This window comes from Streptomyces sp. NPDC050732 (assembly GCF_040654255.1).
Taxonomy (GTDB): Bacteria; Actinomycetota; Actinomycetes; order Streptomycetales; family Streptomycetaceae; genus Streptomyces.
This window is the reverse complement of the sequence record NZ_JBFAHP010000032.1, coordinates 66,863-83,980: the sequence shown is the minus strand read 5'-3', so window position 1 is coordinate 83,980 and position 17,118 is coordinate 66,863. Positions and strand designations below refer to the sequence as shown.

Annotated in this window: 17 protein-coding genes; 7 read left to right on the top strand and 10 right to left on the bottom strand. The window is 70.6% G+C overall.

Going from position 1 to position 17,118, the window contains the following annotated elements:
* The first annotated feature begins 16 nt into the window (after positions 1-16).
* A complete protein-coding gene (tyrS, locus tag AB0H82_RS26960) occupies positions 17-1,285 on the top strand; it encodes a tyrosine--tRNA ligase (RefSeq protein ID WP_362997039.1) in 1,269 nt (422 codons plus the stop codon).
* A gap of 63 nt (positions 1,286-1,348) precedes the next feature.
* Here the strand turns inward: tyrS and AB0H82_RS26955 are convergent, their stop codons facing one another.
* Positions 1,349-1,624 carry a GlsB/YeaQ/YmgE family stress response membrane protein gene (locus tag AB0H82_RS26955; RefSeq protein WP_150183375.1) on the bottom strand — a complete coding sequence of 92 codons (276 nt, stop codon included), beginning with the start codon at positions 1,622-1,624 and terminating at the stop codon, positions 1,349-1,351.
* 222 nt (positions 1,625-1,846) lie between these two features.
* Between AB0H82_RS26955 and AB0H82_RS26950 the strand changes: the two genes are divergently transcribed.
* Positions 1,847-2,233: a DUF3099 domain-containing protein gene (locus AB0H82_RS26950; RefSeq protein WP_362997036.1), complete on the top strand. Its 387-nt coding sequence runs from the start codon at positions 1,847-1,849 to the stop codon at positions 2,231-2,233.
* A 186-nt stretch (positions 2,234-2,419) separates the two neighbouring features.
* Entirely contained in the window at positions 2,420-2,662 is a 243-nt protein-coding gene (locus AB0H82_RS26945; RefSeq protein ID WP_362997034.1) for a hypothetical protein, read from the top strand.
* Here the strand turns inward: AB0H82_RS26945 and moaA are convergent.
* From moaA to AB0H82_RS26930, 3 genes are all read right to left on the bottom strand, one after another.
* Positions 2,659-3,666: a GTP 3',8-cyclase MoaA gene (moaA, locus tag AB0H82_RS26940; RefSeq protein WP_362997032.1), complete on the bottom strand. Its 1,008-nt coding sequence runs from the start codon at positions 3,664-3,666 to the stop codon at positions 2,659-2,661. The two genes, AB0H82_RS26945 and moaA, sit on opposite strands and share 4 nt — an antisense overlap.
* A 160-nt stretch (positions 3,667-3,826) precedes the next feature.
* Entirely contained in the window at positions 3,827-5,464 is a 1,638-nt protein-coding gene (locus tag AB0H82_RS26935) for a cation acetate symporter (protein ID WP_362997030.1), read from the bottom strand.
* Positions 5,461-5,859, bottom strand: coding sequence for a DUF485 domain-containing protein (locus tag AB0H82_RS26930; protein WP_362997028.1), 399 nt, complete (start codon positions 5,857-5,859; stop codon positions 5,461-5,463). Before AB0H82_RS26930 ends, AB0H82_RS26935 begins: the two co-directional genes overlap by 4 nt.
* 338 nt (positions 5,860-6,197) lie before the next feature.
* Here AB0H82_RS26930 and AB0H82_RS26925 point away from each other — a divergent pair, with 338 nt between their 5' ends.
* Together AB0H82_RS26925 and AB0H82_RS26920 are read left to right on the top strand one after the other, a co-directional pair.
* Entirely contained in the window at positions 6,198-7,745 is a 1,548-nt protein-coding gene (locus AB0H82_RS26925) for a S8 family serine peptidase (RefSeq protein WP_362997026.1), read from the top strand.
* Positions 7,746-7,843: 98 nt separating this feature from the next.
* Positions 7,844-9,337: a S8 family serine peptidase gene (locus AB0H82_RS26920; protein WP_362997103.1), complete on the top strand. Its 1,494-nt coding sequence runs from the start codon at positions 7,844-7,846 to the stop codon at positions 9,335-9,337.
* Between the two features lie 21 nt (positions 9,338-9,358).
* On the opposite strand, the gene AB0H82_RS26915 is transcribed toward AB0H82_RS26920, so the two are convergent.
* The 6 genes from AB0H82_RS26915 to AB0H82_RS26890 all read right to left on the bottom strand — a co-directional run bounded on the left by AB0H82_RS26915 (position 9,359) and on the right by AB0H82_RS26890 (position 15,345).
* Positions 9,359-10,042 (bottom strand): lysoplasmalogenase, encoded by a 684-nt coding sequence (locus AB0H82_RS26915; protein WP_362997024.1) that lies wholly within the window; start codon positions 10,040-10,042, stop codon positions 9,359-9,361.
* Positions 10,039-10,944, bottom strand: a complete 906-nt coding sequence (locus AB0H82_RS26910) for a sterol desaturase family protein (RefSeq protein WP_362997022.1) — start codon at positions 10,942-10,944, stop codon at positions 10,039-10,041. Before AB0H82_RS26910 ends, AB0H82_RS26915 begins: the two co-directional genes overlap by 4 nt.
* Before the next feature lie 160 nt (positions 10,945-11,104).
* Entirely contained in the window at positions 11,105-12,358 is a 1,254-nt protein-coding gene (locus AB0H82_RS26905; RefSeq protein WP_362997020.1) for an amidohydrolase family protein, read from the bottom strand.
* On the bottom strand, positions 12,355-13,647 hold the full coding sequence (locus AB0H82_RS26900; protein WP_362997018.1) for an amidohydrolase family protein: 1,293 nt from the start codon (positions 13,645-13,647) through the stop codon (positions 12,355-12,357). The genes AB0H82_RS26905 and AB0H82_RS26900 overlap by 4 nt, the downstream gene beginning before the upstream one ends.
* Before the next feature lie 14 nt (positions 13,648-13,661).
* The gene (locus AB0H82_RS26895) at positions 13,662-14,546 is read right to left on the bottom strand and encodes an SDR family NAD(P)-dependent oxidoreductase (RefSeq protein WP_362997016.1); all 885 of its coding nucleotides are present in this window, start codon (positions 14,544-14,546) and stop codon (positions 13,662-13,664) included.
* A 1-nt stretch (position 14,547) separates the two neighbouring features.
* A complete protein-coding gene (locus AB0H82_RS26890) occupies positions 14,548-15,345 on the bottom strand; it encodes an acetoacetate decarboxylase family protein (RefSeq protein ID WP_362997014.1) in 798 nt (265 codons plus the stop codon).
* Positions 15,346-15,427: 82 nt separating this feature from the next.
* On the opposite strand from AB0H82_RS26890, the gene AB0H82_RS26885 reads away from it, so the two are divergent.
* Positions 15,428-16,078: a TetR family transcriptional regulator gene (locus tag AB0H82_RS26885; RefSeq protein WP_362997012.1), complete on the top strand. Its 651-nt coding sequence runs from the start codon at positions 15,428-15,430 to the stop codon at positions 16,076-16,078.
* A 31-nt stretch (positions 16,079-16,109) separates the two neighbouring features.
* A complete protein-coding gene (locus AB0H82_RS26880; RefSeq protein ID WP_362997010.1) occupies positions 16,110-17,105 on the top strand; it encodes a DEDDh family exonuclease in 996 nt (331 codons plus the stop codon).
* Positions 17,106-17,118 lie beyond the last annotated feature (13 nt).

Genomic DNA, 17,118 nt, shown 5'->3' with positions numbered 1-17,118 from the left:
AGGAGACGCGAGACCCGTGACGGACATCGTCGACGAGCTGAAGTGGCGGGGGCTCTTCGCCCTGTCCACCGATGAAGACGCACTGCGCAAGGCGCTCGCGGACGGTCCCGTCACGTTCTATTGCGGCTTCGACCCGACCGCGGCGAGCCTGCACGTGGGGCACCTCGTGCAGGTCCTCACCGTGCGGCGGCTCCAGCAGGCGGGGCACCGCCCGCTGGCGCTGGTGGGCGGGGCGACCGGCCAGATCGGTGACCCGCGGCCGACCGCCGAGCGCACGCTGAACGACCCGGAGACGGTCGCGAACTGGGTGGCCAGGCTGCGCTCGCAGATCGAGCCGTACCTGTCCTTCGAGGGCGAGAACGCCGCGACGATGGTCAACAACCTCGACTGGACCGCGGGCCTGTCCGCGATCGAGTTCCTGCGCGACATCGGCAAGCACTTCCGGGTGAACAAGATGCTGACCAAGGACTCCGTGGCCCGCCGCCTGGAGTCCCAGGAAGGCATCTCGTACACGGAGTTCAGCTACCAGCTCCTCCAGGGCATGGACTTCCTGGAGCTCTACCGGCGGTACGGCTGCACCCTGCAGACCGGCGGCAGCGACCAGTGGGGCAACCTCACGGCGGGCATCGACCTGATCCACCGCCTGGAGCCGGACGCCGCCGTGCACGCCATGGGCACGCCGCTGATGCTCAAGTCGGACGGCACCAAGTTCGGCAAGTCCGAGGGCGGCGCGGTCTGGCTCGACCCGGCGATGACCACGCCGTACGCGTTCTACCAGTTCTGGCTGAACACGGATGACCGGGACATCTCGACGTACATGCGGATCCTGTCCTTCAAGTCCCGCGAGGAGCTGGAGGAGATCGAGAAGCAGACGGAGGAGCGTCCGCAGGCGCGCGCCGCGCAGCGTGCGCTCGCCGAGGAGCTGACCACGCTGGTGCACGGCGCGGACCAGTGCGCCGCGGTCATCGCCGCGTCCAAGGCGCTCTTCGGCCAGGGCGAGCTCGCCGGTCTGGACGAGGCGACGCTGGCCGCGGCCCTCTCCGAGCTGCCGCGCGTCGAGGTCGCCGAGCTCGGCCCGGTCGTGGACCTGCTCGCCGAGGTCGGCCTGGTGGCGAGCAAGTCCGCCGCCCGGCGCACGGTCAAGGAGGGCGGTGCCTACGTGAACAACGTGAAGGTCACCGCCGAGGACGCGGTGCCGGCCCGGGAGGATCTGCTGCACGGGCGGTGGCTGGTCCTGCGCCGCGGCAAGAAGAACCTGGCCGCGGTGGAGGTCACGGCGGGCTGACCCGCCCGCACCACGCGAGCGCGAGAGGGGCCGGTCCGCGCGGACCAGCCCCTCCGTGTGCGGCTAAGCCCGCCGTTTGTTGCCCCGGAGCATCGTGTACGCCGCGTCACCGAGGCCGACGACCACGAGAGCCGCGACCAGCTGGAGCGCGTGTCGGCCCCAGTCGATGCCCTTGGTCTCGTTGATGCCGAACTGAGTCGCGAGCCAGTTGCCCAGAACGGCTCCGATGATGCCGAACACCGTGGTCAGCCAGAGAGGACTGTGCTGCTTCCCGGGGAGGATCGCCTTGGCAATCAGCCCCAGTACGAAACCCACGATGATGGCCCACAACCAGCCCATAGCTGCCTCCTAGTCGGCTCAGATGAGCATTACGGCCAGTCTCGACCCGTCCGCCATACGGCGCATGTCGGGCTCGTCCATACGTGGCGGGACGCAGGAGGGGCACCGAGAAGAGGCCTGCCCCGGTCTCGTAGGCGGCGCAGCCGCGGCGTAACGTTGAGGGGCCGGGCCGGGGCAGGTACCGCGGAGAGTCCGGCACAGCGGACAGGGCGGTGGAATGTGATGCGGAAGCAGAGCAGCGGCCAGGTCTTCCGGATCACGGGGGCCCGGCAGGGTCTCGCGGAGGACGTGCGGGGCAGGCAGCGACGGTATGTGATCTCGATGTCGGTCCGTACCGTGTCGGTGGTGGCCGCCGCGGTGCTGTGGAACGTCGAGCGGCACGTCGCGCTCGTCGCTCTGGTGCTCGGAATCCTCCTGCCGTACATCTCCGTCGTGATCGCCAACGCCGGCCGGGAGTCGCCGCCTTCGCTGCCGTCGACGTTCGTGCCCGCTCCTTCTCGGCCAATGCTCGCGCCGCCCGTCGCGGCCGCCGCCGCGGAATCCGTCCCGGAAGATCCCCCGGGCCCCGCTCACGACCAGCGGCGCGGCGCCGCGCACGGGCCGAACTGACCGTCGACGTTGCGCCAAGCTCAAGAAAACCTCAGATCAATCGTGAAGTTCCGGTGCCAGTCGGCGGGTCCCCCATGACATACTTCGTACGCGCTCCGCATCCCCCGTCGGAGCGACAGACCGACGCCGGGCAGCTCCCCCCGTGGCTGCTCGGCGTCGCCTTGTTCGCAGCACTTGGACGCGACTGTGAGTGACGAAAACCCGATCTGTTCCGCCAAGGGCTGCCGCGTCTCGGCGGTCTGGGTACTGGCCTGGAACAACCCCAAGATTCATACGCCGGAGCGCCGCAAGACGTGGCTCGCGTGCGGAGAGCACCGCGAGCACCTCTCCCAGTTCCTCGGTGTGCGCGGCATGCTGAAGGACGTCGTGCCGCTCGACGAGTGGCAGGCGCGCGAGGCCGCCGACGGGGACGGCCGGGGCGTGTCCTAGCCGCCGATCGCGGACATCGGGCGGTCCGGCTGCAGGAACGATGGGTCGTCCAGGCCGGAGCCGGCCTTCTTGCCCCACATCGCGAGCTTCCATATGCGGGCGATCGCCTCGTCCGAGCCGTCCGCCGTGTCGTCGGGCGCGGCGCGCAGGGCCGCGCGCAGGTCCGTTTCCTCGGTGGCGAAGAGGCAGGTGCGCACCTGGCCGTCGGCCGTCAGCCGGGTGCGGTCGCAGGCCGAGCAGAACGGGCGGGTGACGGAGGCGATGACGCCGACGCGGTGCGGGCCGCCGTCCACGATCCAGCGCTCGGCGGGCGCGGAGCCGCGCTCCCCCGAGCCCTCCTCGGTGAGCTCGAAGCGGGTGCGCAGGGACTGCAGGATGTCGCCCGCGGTGATCATGCCGTCACGCTTCCAGCCGTGCTGGGCGTCCAGGGGCATCTGCTCGATGAAGCGGAGCTCGTAGTCGTTCGCCACGGCCCAGGCCAGGAGGTCGGGGGCCTCGTCGTCGTTCAGCCCCGGCATCAGGACGGTGTTGACCTTGACGGGGGTGAGGCCGGCGTCGCGGGCCGCTTCGAGGCCTTCGAGGACGTCCTTGTGGCGGTCGCGCCGGGTCAGCGTCTTGAAGACGTCGGGGCGCAGGGTGTCCAGGGAAACGTTGACCCGGTCGAGGCCGGCGGCCTTGAGGGCCTGGGCGGTGCGCTTGAGTCCGATGCCGTTCGTCGTCAGGGACATCTTCGGGCGGGGCTCCAGCCGGGCGCAGCGCTCGACGATGCCGACGAGGCCGGGGCGCAGCAGGGGCTCGCCGCCGGTGAAGCGGACCTCGGTGATGCCGAGCTGTGTGACGGCGATGCGGATGAGCCGGACGATCTCGTCGTCGGTGAGCAGGTCCGGCTTGGCGAGCCACTGCAGGCCCTCTTCCGGCATGCAGTACGTGCACCGCAGATTGCAGCGGTCGGTCAGCGATACGCGCAGGTCAGTGGCTACGCGGCCAAACGTGTCGATGAGCACTGCGGCCCCCTCCCCGGCGGTCGGCTTCTCTTGGGTCCCACTGTCTTCGACCTTACGCGACACCTCTGACAACGCCATGGGCCATTTGCCACGAGGAACGGTACGGCCGCGTCGTAGGACTCTACGACGCGGCCGCTACGAACGTGTGAACAAATGCCGGTCAGTGGGCTCCGACGCCGGTGAGGGACTTGACCTCCAGCTCGGCGTACTTGCCCTTGTCGGGCTCCTCCTTGGAGAGGAGAGAGCCGAGCCAGCCGAGCAGGAAACCGAGCGGGATGGAGATCAGGCCCGGGTTCTCCAGCGGGAAGAAGTCGAAGTTCGCGTCGGGGAACATCGAGCTGGGCTTTCCGGAGACGACGGGTGAGAACAGCACCAGGCCGACGGCGGCGACGAGGCCGCCGTAGATCGACCAGAGCGCGCCCTGCGTGGTGAACCTCTTCCAGAAGAGGCTGTAGAGGATCGTCGGCAGGTTCGCGGAGGCGGCGACCGCGAAGGCGAGGGCGACCAGGCCCGCCACGTTCAGATCGCGGGCCAGGGCCCCCAGCGCGATGGAGACGATGCCGATGAAGACGGTCGACCAGCGGGCCGCCTTCATCTCCTCCTTCTCGGTGGCCTTGCCCTTGCGGATGACGTTCGCGTAGATGTCGTGCGCGAAGGAGGACGACGAGGCGAGGGTGAGGCCCGCGACGACCGCGAGGATCGTGGCGAAGGCGACCGCGGAGATGACCGCGAGCAGGATCGCGCCACCGGTCGAGTCGCCACCGCCGCCGATCTCCATGGCGGCGAGCGGTGCGGCCGTGTTGCCGGCCTTGTTGGAAGCGATGATCTCGCCGGGCTTGAGCAGGGCGGCGGCGCCGAAGCCGAGGACGATCGTCATCAGATAGAAGGCGCCGATGATGCCGATGGCCCAGTTCACGGACTTACGGGCGGCCTTGGACGTCGGCACGGTGTAGAAGCGGATCAGGATGTGCGGCAGGCCGGCGGTGCCGAGGACCAAAGCGATGCCGAGGGAGATGAAGTCCAGCTTCGAGGTGCCGGAGACGCCGTACTTGAGGCCGGGCTCCAGGAAGGCCGAGCCCTTGCCGCTGTTGGAGGCGGCCGTGCCGAGCAGGTCGGAGACGTTGAAGTCAAACTTCAGGAGGATCAGGAAGGTGATGAGGACGGTGCCGGTGATGAGCAGGACGGCCTTGACCATCTGCACCCAGGTGGTGCCCTTCATGCCGCCGATGGTGACGTAGACGATCATCAGGACGCCGACGAGGGCCACGATGAGGACCTTGCCCGCGTCGCTGGTGATGCCGAGCAGCAGCGAGACCAGGACGCCCGCGCCCGCCATCTGCGCGAGCAGGTAGAAGATCGAGACGACGATCGTGGAGGTGCCCGCGGCGGTGCGGACCGGGCGCTGGCGCATGCGGTAGGCGAGGACGTCGCCCATCGTGTAGCGCCCGGAGTTGCGCAGCGGCTCGGCGACCAGGAGGAGCGCCACGAGCCAGGCGACCAGGAAGCCGATGGAGTACAGGAAGCCGTCGTATCCGAAGAGGGCGATGGCGCCGGCGATGCCGAGGAAGGAGGCGGCGGACATGTAGTCGCCGGAGATCGCCAGGCCGTTCTGGAAGCCGGTGAACTGGCGGCCGCCCGCGTAGAAGTCGGCGGCGCTCTTGGTCTGCCGTCCTGCCCAGACGGTGATGAAGAGAGTGGCGACGACGAAGGCGGCGAAGAGGCTGATGATCAGCGGCCGGTGCTCGGAGGCGTCGGACGCCGCCGCCAGGTCGATCACGGCGGTGTGCGCGGGATTCATGCGTCGCCCTCCAGGCGGCTCTGCGGACGGTTCTCCATGCGGGCCTTGATGACCTCGGCCTTCGGGTCGAGCTGCGCCGCCGCGTGGCGCGAGTAGAACCAGGCGATGAGGAAGGTGGTCAGGAACTGCCCGAGGCCGAGGACCAGGGCCACGTTGATGTTGCCGAAGAGCTTGGTGCCCATGAACTCGCCCGCGTAGTTGGAGAGCAGGACGTACACGAGGTACCAGGCGATGAAGGCGATGGTGAGCGGGAAGGCGAACGAGCGGTGCGAGCGGCGCAGTTCACCGAATTCCGTGCTCTCCTGCACCTCGATGAACTCCTCCGTGGAGGGCGCGTGGGGAGCGGGTTCTTTTCCTGCGCCACCCTTCGAAGGGGGCGGTGCGTCGGTGGCCACGGAGTCTCCTCGTGGTGCGGGTGGGGTGGGGACGGACAGTTGTTCCATGGGTTCTCTGGCCTCACATCCGGCGTGACGCGGATCACGTGAGCCACGGATGGCGATGCTAAGGCCACGGGACGTGATCCGACAGGGGTTGATGTTGCTTCCGTTGTCTGCTCAACGTCCCCGGGCGGCGCACGACGCGCCCCGGCTGCCCGGTTTCTTCCGGATCGCGGCCGACAGGCATTGCTGGCCTGGGAGTTCGGGGGATAGCTTCACCCTGCACGCCCGTCATGTACCTGCCCGAGCACCAGCTGTGTTCGGGCAGTTCCGTATCCGGATGATGTGGAGATCCCATGGCTCATCTGCGTTCCAGACGTCGTACGGCACTCACCGTGCCGCTCGGCCTCGCGCTCGCCGCCTCGGTCGGCTTCGTGCCCGGCGCCGCGACCGCGGCCCCGAACGAGTCCCCCGCCCCCGTGTCGGCGCAGACCGCGAAGGACGCCCCCGTCTTCGCGTACGTCGTCAACACCCGCACGGACCGCAAGACGCTCGCGTACGTCAAGAAGGCGATAGCCAGGGCCGGCGGCTCCGTCGTCGTCACGCACGAGAAGATCGGCGTCATCGTCGTCCACTCCACGGACCAGGACTTCGGCAAGCGAATACGCGGCGTGCGCGGCGTCCAGTCCGCGGGCGCGACCCACACCGCGCCGCTGAAGTCGGCCGCCACCACGGACGACGGCAAGGCGAAGGTGCTGTCCGCCGCCGAGGCCAAGGCCCTGAAGAAGAGTGCCGCTCCGGGCACTGAGCCGATGGAAGCCGACCAGTGGGACCTGCGGGCGATCGGCGCCGACAAGGCCGCGAAGATCAACCCGGGCAGCAAGAAGGTCACCGTCGCCGTGATCGACACCGGCGTCGACGACACCCACCCGGATCTCGCCCCCAACTTCTCGGCCGCGCAGTCCGCGAGCTGTGTCGGCGGCAAGCTCGACACGTCGCCCGGAGCCTGGCGCCCGGCGAAGAAGGAGCACTACCACGGCACGCACGTGGCCGGTGAGATCGGCGCCGCGCGCAACGGCGTCGGCGTCGCGGGCGTCGCGCCCGGCGTGAAGATCGCGGGCATCAAGGTGGCCGACCCGGTCGACGAGCTGTTCTACCCGGAGAACGTGGTCTGCGCCTTCGTGTTCGCCGCCGAGCACAGCGTCGAGATCACCAACAACAGCTACTACGTGGACCCGTGGCTGTACAACTGCAAGGACGACCCGGACCAGAAGGCGATCCTCGACGCGGTCAACCGCGCGCAGCTGTACGCGCATAAGAAGGGCACCCTCAACGTCGCCTCCGCGGGCAACTCCAACCACGACCTGGACTCGGACGCGATCGTCGACGACTCCAGCCCGGACGACTCCACCCCGGTGACCCGCACCATCGACCCGCACGAGTGCCTCGACGTGCCGACCCAGCTGCCGGGCGTCGTCACGACCAGCGCGACGGGCGTCAAGAACCTCAAGTCGTCGTACTCCAGCTACGGCAAGGGTGTCGTCGACGTGACGGCCCCGGGCGGCGACAAGTACCAACTGCCGACGGACACCCCGTCGAAGAACGGCAACATCCTCTCCACCATGCCGGGCGGCGAGTACGGCTGGCTGCGCGGCACGTCGATGGCCGCGCCGCACGCCTCGGGTGTCGCCGCGCTGATCAAGTCCACGCACCCGAAGGCGGGCCCGGCCGAGCTGCAGCGGATCCTGAAGAAGCAGGCCGACCGTCTGGAGTGCCCCACCACGCCGTACGACCCCGACGGCGACGGTGACGTCGACGCGGTCTGCGAGAGCGGCGGCGCGCACAAGAACGGCTTCTACGGCAGCGGGCTCGTCGACGCGCTCGACGCCGTGAAGAAGAAGTGACGGGGAGACGACACGTGAGCGAGTCCACCAAGTCCCACATATCCGCCGCCGCCTTCCTGCGCTCCCGCCGCGCGCTGGCCCTGCCGCTCGGCGTCGCGATGGTCTCGGCCGTCGCCTTCCTGCCGGGAACGGCGGCCGCGCGGCCCGCCGCGGTACCGGACGCTCCGGCGTCGGTTTCGTCGTCGGCCGCCACGGACGCCACGTCCATGAGTTACGTGGTGAACGTCCGCCCCGGCAAGGGGAGTTCCGAGCGCGCCAAGAAGGCGATCGCCAAGGCCGGCGGTGACGTCGTCATCGCGTACGACAAGATCGGCGTCATCGTCGTCCACTCGGCGAACCCCGACTTCGCGAAGACGATCCGCGAGGTGAAGGGCGTCGACTCGGCGGGCGCGACGCGGACGGCCCCGCTGTCCGCCCAGTCCGACGACGCCCTGGAGTCGGAGCGGCCGCTGACCGCCGCGGAGGCGAAGGCCGCGGCCGGGAAGGCCTCGGCGGGCCAGGACGAGCTGGAGCCGCTGCAGTGGGACCTGCCCGCCATGAAGGCGGACAAGGCGCACGAGATCTCCCTCGGCAGCCGCAAGGTCACGGTCGGCGTGCTCGACTCCGGTGTCGACGACACGCACCCCGACATCGCGCCGAACTTCGACCGCCGGGCGTCCGCGAGCTGTCTGGGCGGCGTGCCCGTCCAGAAGGACAACGCGTGGCGGCCGGTGGCCGGTGAGAGCGACCACGGCATGCACGTGGCGGGCACGGTCGCCGCCGCGAAGAACGGCACCGGTGTCACGGGCGTCGCGCCGGGCGTGAAGGTGGCGAGCCTGAAGGTGGCGGAGCCCGAGACCGGCCTGTACTACACGGAGGCCGTGGTCTGCGGCTTCGTGTGGGCGGCCGACCACGGCGTCGACGTCACCAACAACAGCTATTACACCGACCCGTGGCTGTTCAACTGCACGACGGACGACGACCAGAAGGCGCTGGTCGACGCGGTCGGGCGGGCCTCGAAGTACGCGGAGCGCAAGGGCGCGGTGAACGTCGCGGCCGCGGGCAACTCGAAGACCGACCTCGCCCAGGACGAGATCATCGACAAGTCGAGTCCCAACGACACCACTCCGGTGCCGCGGACCATCAAGACCAAGGACTGCTTCGACCTCCCGTCGCAGCTTCCGGGGGTCGTGACGGTCTCCGCCACCGGTGCGAAGGGCATCAAGGCGTCGTACTCGAACTACGGCGACGGCGTCATCGACATCACGGCACCGGGCGGCGACTCCACCAAGTACCAGGCGCCGAACCCGCCGGCCGTCGACGGCCGGATCCTGTCGACGCTGCCGGGCGGCAAGTTCGGCTACAAGGGCGGTACGTCGATGGCCTCGCCGCACGTCGCGGGCGTGGCCGCGCTGCTCAAGTCGACGCACCCGCACGCCTCGGCCAAGCGGATCAAGGAGCTGCTCCACCGCCAGGCCGACGCGATGGCCTGCACCGACCCGTACGACTTCGACGGCGACGGCAAGGTCGACGCGGTGTGCGAGGGCGGCCGGAACAAGAACGGCTTCTACGGCGTGGGCATGGCCGACGCGCTGGACGCCGTGCGCAAGTAGCACCACTCAAGTAGCACCACATCACCGCTTCGCGGTGGAGAGGGCCGGGCGACTCGTGAGCCGCCCGGCCCTCAGCACTCCCCTGGTCAGCAGGGCCTGAGCCGCCAGGTAGGTGAGCATGATCGCGAAGTCGGGCCTCGGCAGCTGCGGCCAGTCGGCGACGCCGGTCGCGATCAGGGTGTCCGAGAGCAGGAACAGCGCCCCGCCCGCGGCCGCCGTGACGCCGAGCGCGGTCGCGCCGAGCGCCATGGCGGTGAGCAGCACGCTGTAGCCCGCGACGGGCCCGCGCATGTCGGCCGGCAGGTCCGGCCAGAGCAGCGCCACGGTGCCGATGAGCGCGAGGGCGTACGCGGCCACGAGCACCGCCCTGCGCGCGTACCCACCGGTTTCGCCGAACCGCTCGCCGTACCGCTTGAAGAGCACGAGATAGCAGACGTGTCCGGCGGCGAAGGACCCCATCCCGGCGAGGAACGCGGGCTCGGCGTCGAAGAGCAGGAGGGTGTCGCCGCCCCAGCCGAAGAGGAGGGCGGCGATCAGCAGCCGAGGGCCCTTCCGTGTGGCGACGTATGCCGCGAGGAGGGGCATGAGGAGCGGCTTGAAGACGGCGTGGCCGGGGCCGGAGTCGGCGAGGAGCGCGACGAGGTCGCCGAGCGCGGCGACGCCGAATGCGCCGAGGAGCAGCCCCGGCGGCGGCCGGCCCGTCACGCCGCCCGCTCCGGGACCGGCGCCTCGGAGGCGGGCAGGGCCGCCGGGGACGCCTCGGGAGCCTTCGGAGCGCTCGGCTGCCAGCCGGGCCCGCGGAAGAGCCGCCCGGCCCGCTCCCGCCAACCCGCGGCCGCCCGCAGGTCCTTGGCGATGGCGGCGTACTCGTGGGTCGCCACACGCAGGGGGTTGTACGTGTCGATGTTCTTCGTCAGTCCGTACACGGGACGGTCGGTCTCGGCGACCCAGGAGCCGAACAGCCGGTCCCAGACGATGAGGATGCCGCCGAAGTTGCGGTCCAGGTAGCCGCCCTGGGACGCGTGGTGCACGCGGTGGTGCGAGGGCGTGTTGAAGACGTACTCGATGGGGCGGGGCAGCTTCCCGATGCGCTCGGTGTGGATCCAGAACTGGTAGACCAGGTTGGCCGAGGAGCAGAACGCGAGCGCCGCCGGGTGGACGCCGCAGGCGATGAGCGGCAGGTAGAACGGCCACACCGTGAGGCTCGTCCAGGGCTGGCGCAGTGCCGTCGTGAGGTTGAACTTGCGGCTGGAGTGGTGCACGACGTGGCAGGCCCACAGGATGCGGATGACGTGGTGGCCCCGGTGCGACCAGTAGTAGAAGAAGTCCTGGGCGAGGAGCATGAGCGGGATGGTCCACCACAGGACGGGGACGCGCAGCGGTGTCAGCGCGTAGACGCCCGAGTAGATCGCGACGATCGGGATCTTCCACAGCAGGTCGAAGACGAGGCTGCCGAGCCCCATGGTGATGCTGGTGGCGGCGTCCTTCGTCTCGTACCCCGCGGCGTCCTCATCGGGATGGATCCGGTGGCTCACGATCTCGATGACGGTCAGCAGCACGAAAGCCGGGATGGACCACAGCACGACATCGGGCAGGTTCGGGGACATGCGTGCACGGTAGAACGGCCGCAGGCCCACGACTAGAGGTTGTTACCGACAAGTATTACCGGCGGTACGGGAGCGGTTGTTGGTGATCCTCGCCAACAACCGGCCCACCGGGGGCCGGGGACGGTACCCGATGCGCGGCACTGCCCCGGCCCCCGCTCGCTCACCAGACCCGTACCGAAGCTCCGGGTGCGAAGACGGGGCTCGTCGCGTCGGTGGGGGGCTCCTTGAGGGGTTCGGCCAGCTCTTCGGCCGTGGGGCCCACGCGCGCGGCGATCCGTCCGAGCCGTTGCAGGTCGAAGCCGTAGACGCGGGCCGCGTTGCCGCCGACCATGGCCGCGATCTCGTCCCTGGGGAGGCCGGCGTAGGCGGTGCGGAGGCCTTCGCGCGAGTAGGGGTACGTGCCCTCGTCGTGCGGGTAGTCGCTGCCCCACATGATCTTGTCGAGACCGATCCGGTCGCGCAGGGCCGCCTCGTGGGGGCGCATGAAACTGGCGCCCACGAAGCAGTTGTCGCGCCACACTTCGGAGGGGCCCTTGCCCATCGCGTCGGCGAGACCCGCGCCGAACTTCGACTCGGCGGTGTCCGCGCCGCCGGCCCTCCTCGCCGCCGCGACGAGCCGCCCGTGGTAGTAGTCCAGCATGTCGAGCACTCCGGGGATCCAGCCCGAGCCCTGCTCGGTGAGGACCAGCCTGAGGTCCGGATGGCGGCGGAAGGCCCCGCCGAAGACGAGGTGCCACAGCGCGCGGTGCGAGAACCACGTCGTCTCGACCATGAACACCGCGCGCGCGGCCGGCTCCTCGCCGAGCGGCGGCGAGGCCGAGCCCGCGTGGTGGTTGACCGGCACGCCCCGTTCGGCGCAGGCCGCCCAGATCGGGTCGTACGTCGACGAGTAGAGCTCCGGCAGGCCCGAACCCGGTGGTGTGCCGGGCAGCATGAGGCCGCCCGTCAGGCCCGCCTCCACCGACCGGTGGATCTCCTCGACGGCCAGGTCGACGTCGTTCAGGAGGATCTGGAAGACGCCCGCCCTGCGTCCCGGGGCGGCGGCGCAGAAGTCCGCGAGCCACCGGTTGTGGGCGCGCAGCCCCGCCCAGCGCTGCTCGAACTCCTCCCGGGTCGGCGCGGGGGCCATCAGGGACGCCGAGGGGAAGAACGGCGGGATGGTGTTCGGGAAGACGACCTCGGCGACGATGCCGTCCGCTTCGAGCTCGGCGACGCGGCGGTCCGAGTTCCAGTTGCGGTCGGCGGTGTCCGCGAGGAGGTCCTCGTACGGATTGACGTAGGTGGCCGCCCACGCGTCGAACGCGTCGTGGTGGCGCGACTCCAAGTAGGGCCTGTAGTCGAGGAGATCGGCGCCCGCGTGGCAGTCCGCGGAGATGACGGTGTAGCGGTCCTCGGTGCCGTCCTGTGCGCTCATGCGTCGGCCCCCAGTACCGGGAAGTCGTGGTCGGTCAGCCAGTGGCGGCCCACCTCGCGCGAGCGCGCCCAGGAGGCGGCCACGGCTTCCTGGTCGTCGGCCTGGCCGAGCTCGGCGGGTGTCGGGCCGATGCGGCGCGCCAGCGGCGCGAGTTTCGCCGTGTCGAAGCCGAAGACCTCCGCGGCGGCGAGGCCCAGCATGCGGCGGGTCTCCGCCACCGGGATGTCGTGGAAGGTCTTCCTCAGCCACGCGCGCGTGTCGGGCCAGGTGCCCTCGGGGTGCGGGAAGTCGCTGCCCCAGAGGATGTTGTCGACGCCGATCTCGTACCGCTGGGCGAGCTCGCGGCGCTTGGTGTTGGTGGCGCAGACGAAGATCTGCCGGTCCAGGTACTCGTGCGGCGGGCGCTTCAGCTCCGCGAACGGGGAGAGCTTCTTTCCGCCGTGCGCGCCCAGGTAGAGGCGGTCCATGAACCAGAGGAGGTTCGGCAGCCACCAGCAGCCGGACTCGGCGACGCCGAACCTCAGCCCCGGGTGGCGTTCGAAGACGCCGGACCAGAGCATGAACCACAGCGGCCGCGCGGGCCACCAGGTCACTTCGGAGACGTAGATCCCGAGGTGGTCGCCGTACTCGTGGCGGGGCGCCGCTCCGGAGTGGGTGACCACGGGCATCGCGCACTCGGCGGCCGCGGCCCACACGGGGTCGTAACGCCGGTCGTGGTAGGGCGCCTTGTCGACCCACATGGAGGGGATCATCAGCGCGCCGAGCCCCGACTCCTTGGCGCGGTACACCTCGGCGACGACGCGGTCGACCTCTCCGGTGATGGGCAACAGGGCGACACCGCAGTGCCTGGCCGCGTTTTCGGCGTGCCCGCCGACGAAGTCGGCCAGCCAGCGGTTGTGCGCCTGGGCGCCCGCCATGCCGAGCTCGGGGTCCTGGTCTCCGGAGAGGCCGAGGCCCACTCCGAAGGGCGCGGCGGTCCGGCTGTCGACGGCGTCCGCGTCGGGGAAGACGACCTCGCCGGCCACTCCGTCGCCGTCCAGTTCCTTGAGGCGCTGGGCGCTGTCCCAGCCGCCGCGCAGCCCCTCTTCGTTGTCCTGGAACCACTTGGCGGCGAACGCGTCGTTGCGGATGCCGAGCCGGGTCGCCTCCTCGCGGCGGGCGTCGCGCTCGCCGAGGAAGGCGTCGAAGTCCCGGTGGAAGCGGCTGTCGAGGTAGGGCCGGTACTCCTCGGTGGGGAGTCCGGCGTGGCAGTCGGAGGAGATGATGAGGTACGGGTCCTGAGCGCTCATGGCTGGCGCTCCCTTCAGTCCAGGATGAAGTTCTCCAGGTAGGCCGGGTCGGACCGGTCGAGCATCGACCTCGACCGCGCCCGGATCTGCCGGTCGCTGTGCTCGCTCGCCGGGAGCAGCCAGAAGCGGCCGGCGGCGATGCCCTCGGCCACGAAGTCCGCGACCTCCTCGACGGGCGTGAACTCCACCTCCTCGCCCGCCTCCCTCATCGCGGCCTCCCACTGGTCGAGGCTGCGGTAAGGGGTCCTGCGGGGGCGGGACTTGGCGTACCGGTCGGGGCGGTTGCGGTGCGACTCCCACAGGCCGGTGCGGAGCATGTGGGGTCCTGGGAAGAGCACGGAGGCGCCCACGCGCGCGTGCTCGGCCTTCAGGTGGGCGTACAGCGACTCGGTCATCGTCACCACGGCGGCCTTGGTGACCGCGTACACGGAGGCGGTGGGCAGGGGTGCGATGCCGCCGTCCCCGGAGGAGGTGTTGACGACGTGGCCCGGTTCGCCGCCCGCGATCATCCGGGGCACGAAGGCCTGGATGCCGTGGAAGACGCCCCAGACGTTGACTTCGAAGGCCCACTTCCAGTCGTTCGGCTCGTGCTCCCACATGCGGCCCTCGGCACCGGAGCCGACCCCCGCGTTGTTGCACAGCACGTGGACGGCGCCGAACCTGTCGTACGCCTCGTCGGCCAGGGCGAAGACCTGCTCACGCACCCCGACGTCGACCACGCGCGCGTGCACGGTCGCACCGTCCTCCCGCAGGTCCGTCGCGGCCTTCTCCAGAGCGCCGGTCTCGACGTCCGCGAGGACCACCGTCAGGCCGTCCGCCGCGAACCGCCGCGCCATGGCGAGCCCGACGCCGCTCGCCGCGCCCGTGACGACGGCGACCCGCCCCGCACGCAGCTCCATCTCAGACGCTCCCCTCGGGCGGCCCGTCGAGGATCTGCGCCGGGTCGTCGTAGCGCTGGTGGATGTAGGGCAGCAGGGCCTGCGCGCTGACGCGCTCGACGACGCGGCCCTGCTGGTCGGTGGTCTTCTCGCCGATGGTGATCTCGACGAGCGCGCGGACCGGCAGATCGGCCACCGGGTCGTACATCGACTCGCGCAGCACGACGTCCCCGGTGACGGCCTCCAGCTTGCGGACCTTCTCGTTCCGTACGCAGTGCACGAGTACGGGGTCCGCGTCGAAGCCCGAACCGTCCACCGCGGGCAGGAACTTGAAGTAGAAGTCGGTCTTCCGCGTCGGTGCGGGCAGCGGCAGGGCGCCGCTGACCGCGCCGCGCACCTCCACGAACGCGATGCCGTGCCGGGCGAGTCTGGCCCGTACCACCAGGCCGTCGCGCTCGACCTCCACCTCGCCGAGCTTCTTCGGCTCGCCGAAGACCTCGCGCCCGCCGATCAGGGCCCGCTCGTGGGTCATCGGCATCACCAGCGGATACCAGCCCACCACCCCCGCGTGCTCGGCGGCTACGGCGACGGAGCCCGCGCCCAGCGGGTAGCCCGGCAGGTCGACCTTGCTGATGCTCGCCCGCACCAGGGGCCGCCCGGTGGGTTTCAGCGGCGGCGGCAGGACCGCCGCGACCACGTCCGGATCGCTCTCCCAGACGGCCACCACGCCCGTGGACCAGATGTCGGGGAGCCGGGAACTCGCGGTGCGCGAGGCGGCGATCTCCGCCTCGTCGCGCGCTCCGTAGCGAATGCGTGCCATGTCGTACCACCCTTCGTCAGCGCGGACTCGGGCCCGCGGCCGGGACTTGCGGCGGTTCTGTAACACAGTTACAACAGGGTCCGTGAAGGGTAAAGAGAAGGGCAGAGAGAAGTCCCGTGCGCAGCTGGACCGGGAGCAGGTTCTCGACACGGCCGCGCGCCTCGTCAAGCGGCACGGCCCGCGCGCCCTGACGATGCGCGCGCTCGCCGCCGAGCTCGGCACCGCCGTCACCTCGATCTACTGGCACGTCGGCAACCGCGAGTCGCTCCTGGACGCCCTCGTCGAGCGCACCCTCGCCGACCTCGGCGAGATCCGCGCCACCGGCCGCGCCCCCGCGCAGCGCGTCGCCTCCGTGGCCCGCGCCCTGCGCCACCAGCTCCTCGACCACCCGCACCTCGTCGCGATGGTCCACGAACGGGGCCTGACGGAACGGATGTTCCTGCCCGCCCAGCGGGCCCTCGTCCACGAGGTCCACGAGGCGGGCCTGCGCGGCGCCCGCGCCGCCGAGGCCGTGCGCGCCGTCCAGGTCCACGTCGTCGGCCACGTCCTGGTCGAGCGCTACCGCGAACGCGCCCCCGAGCAGCACCCCGGCGAGGACGAGCTGTGGACGGCGCAGGCGGCGGAGCAGGACGGCGCGCTCGCCCGCGCGCTGGCCGGACCCGTCGACGCGGAGGCGCTCTTCACCACCTCCGTCAAGGCTTTGGTGGCCGGGCTTCTCGGACCGGCACCCTGACTGTCAGTCGCGGCCCGTATCCTCATGGACCATGCTCGAAGACCACACGACCGCAGCGTCCGCAGTGCCCTGGCCGGCCGCGTATCCAACGGGATACGCGGTCGTCGACGTGGAGACCACCGGCCTGGCCCGCGACGACCGCATAGTGTCGGCCGCCGTCTACCGCGTGGACGCGCAGGGCGAGATCGAGGACCACTGGTACACGCTGGTCAACCCGCAGCGCGACCCGGGCCCGGTCTGGATCCACGGGCTCACCAGTTCGATGCTCGCCGACGCACCGCTCTTCAAGGACATCGCCGAGGAGTTCGCGGGACGCCTGGACGGCCGCGTCCTGGTCGCGCACAACGCGGTCTTCGACTGGTCGATGATCGCCAGGGAGTACGCGCGCGCGGAGCGCCTGGCCCCCGTGCGCCAACGCCTGTGCACCATCGCCCTCTCCAAGGAGCTGGCGCTCCCGCTGCCCAACCACAAGCTGGAGTCCCTGGCCGCGCACTTCGGCGTCGAGCAGCGCCACGCGCACAACGCGCTGGACGACGCCCGCGTGCTCGCCGAGGCGTTCCGCCCGAGCCTGCACGCGGCGGCGGGCGGCAATGTCCGGCTGCCGCTCCTGGAGTGCCGCCCGCTGACCGAGTGGTCCGACGGCGCGCCGCGCGTCGTCCGCCAGTCGACGGGCCCTGCGCCTTCCTCCTCGTACCGGCCGGGCAGTTGGCGCCCCTCGCGCAAGCGCCCGCCGTGCCCGTATCCGAACCCGGGGCGTTACGAACCGGGCAAACCGCTCAAGCAGGGCATGCGGGTGGCGTTCTCCGGAGACACCTCCGTGGAGCGCGAACTCCTGGAGGACCGGGCCGTCGAGGCCGGCCTGCACATCGCGACGAGTGTGTCCCGTCTCACGAGCCTCCTCGTCACGAACGACCCGGACTCCGGCACCTCCAAGACCGTCAAGGCGCGCTCCTTCGGCACCCCGGTGATCGACGAGGCGGCCTTCGGACAGCTCCTCCAGGACGTGACGCCCGCCACGGAGTCGTAACCGAGCAGGCGTC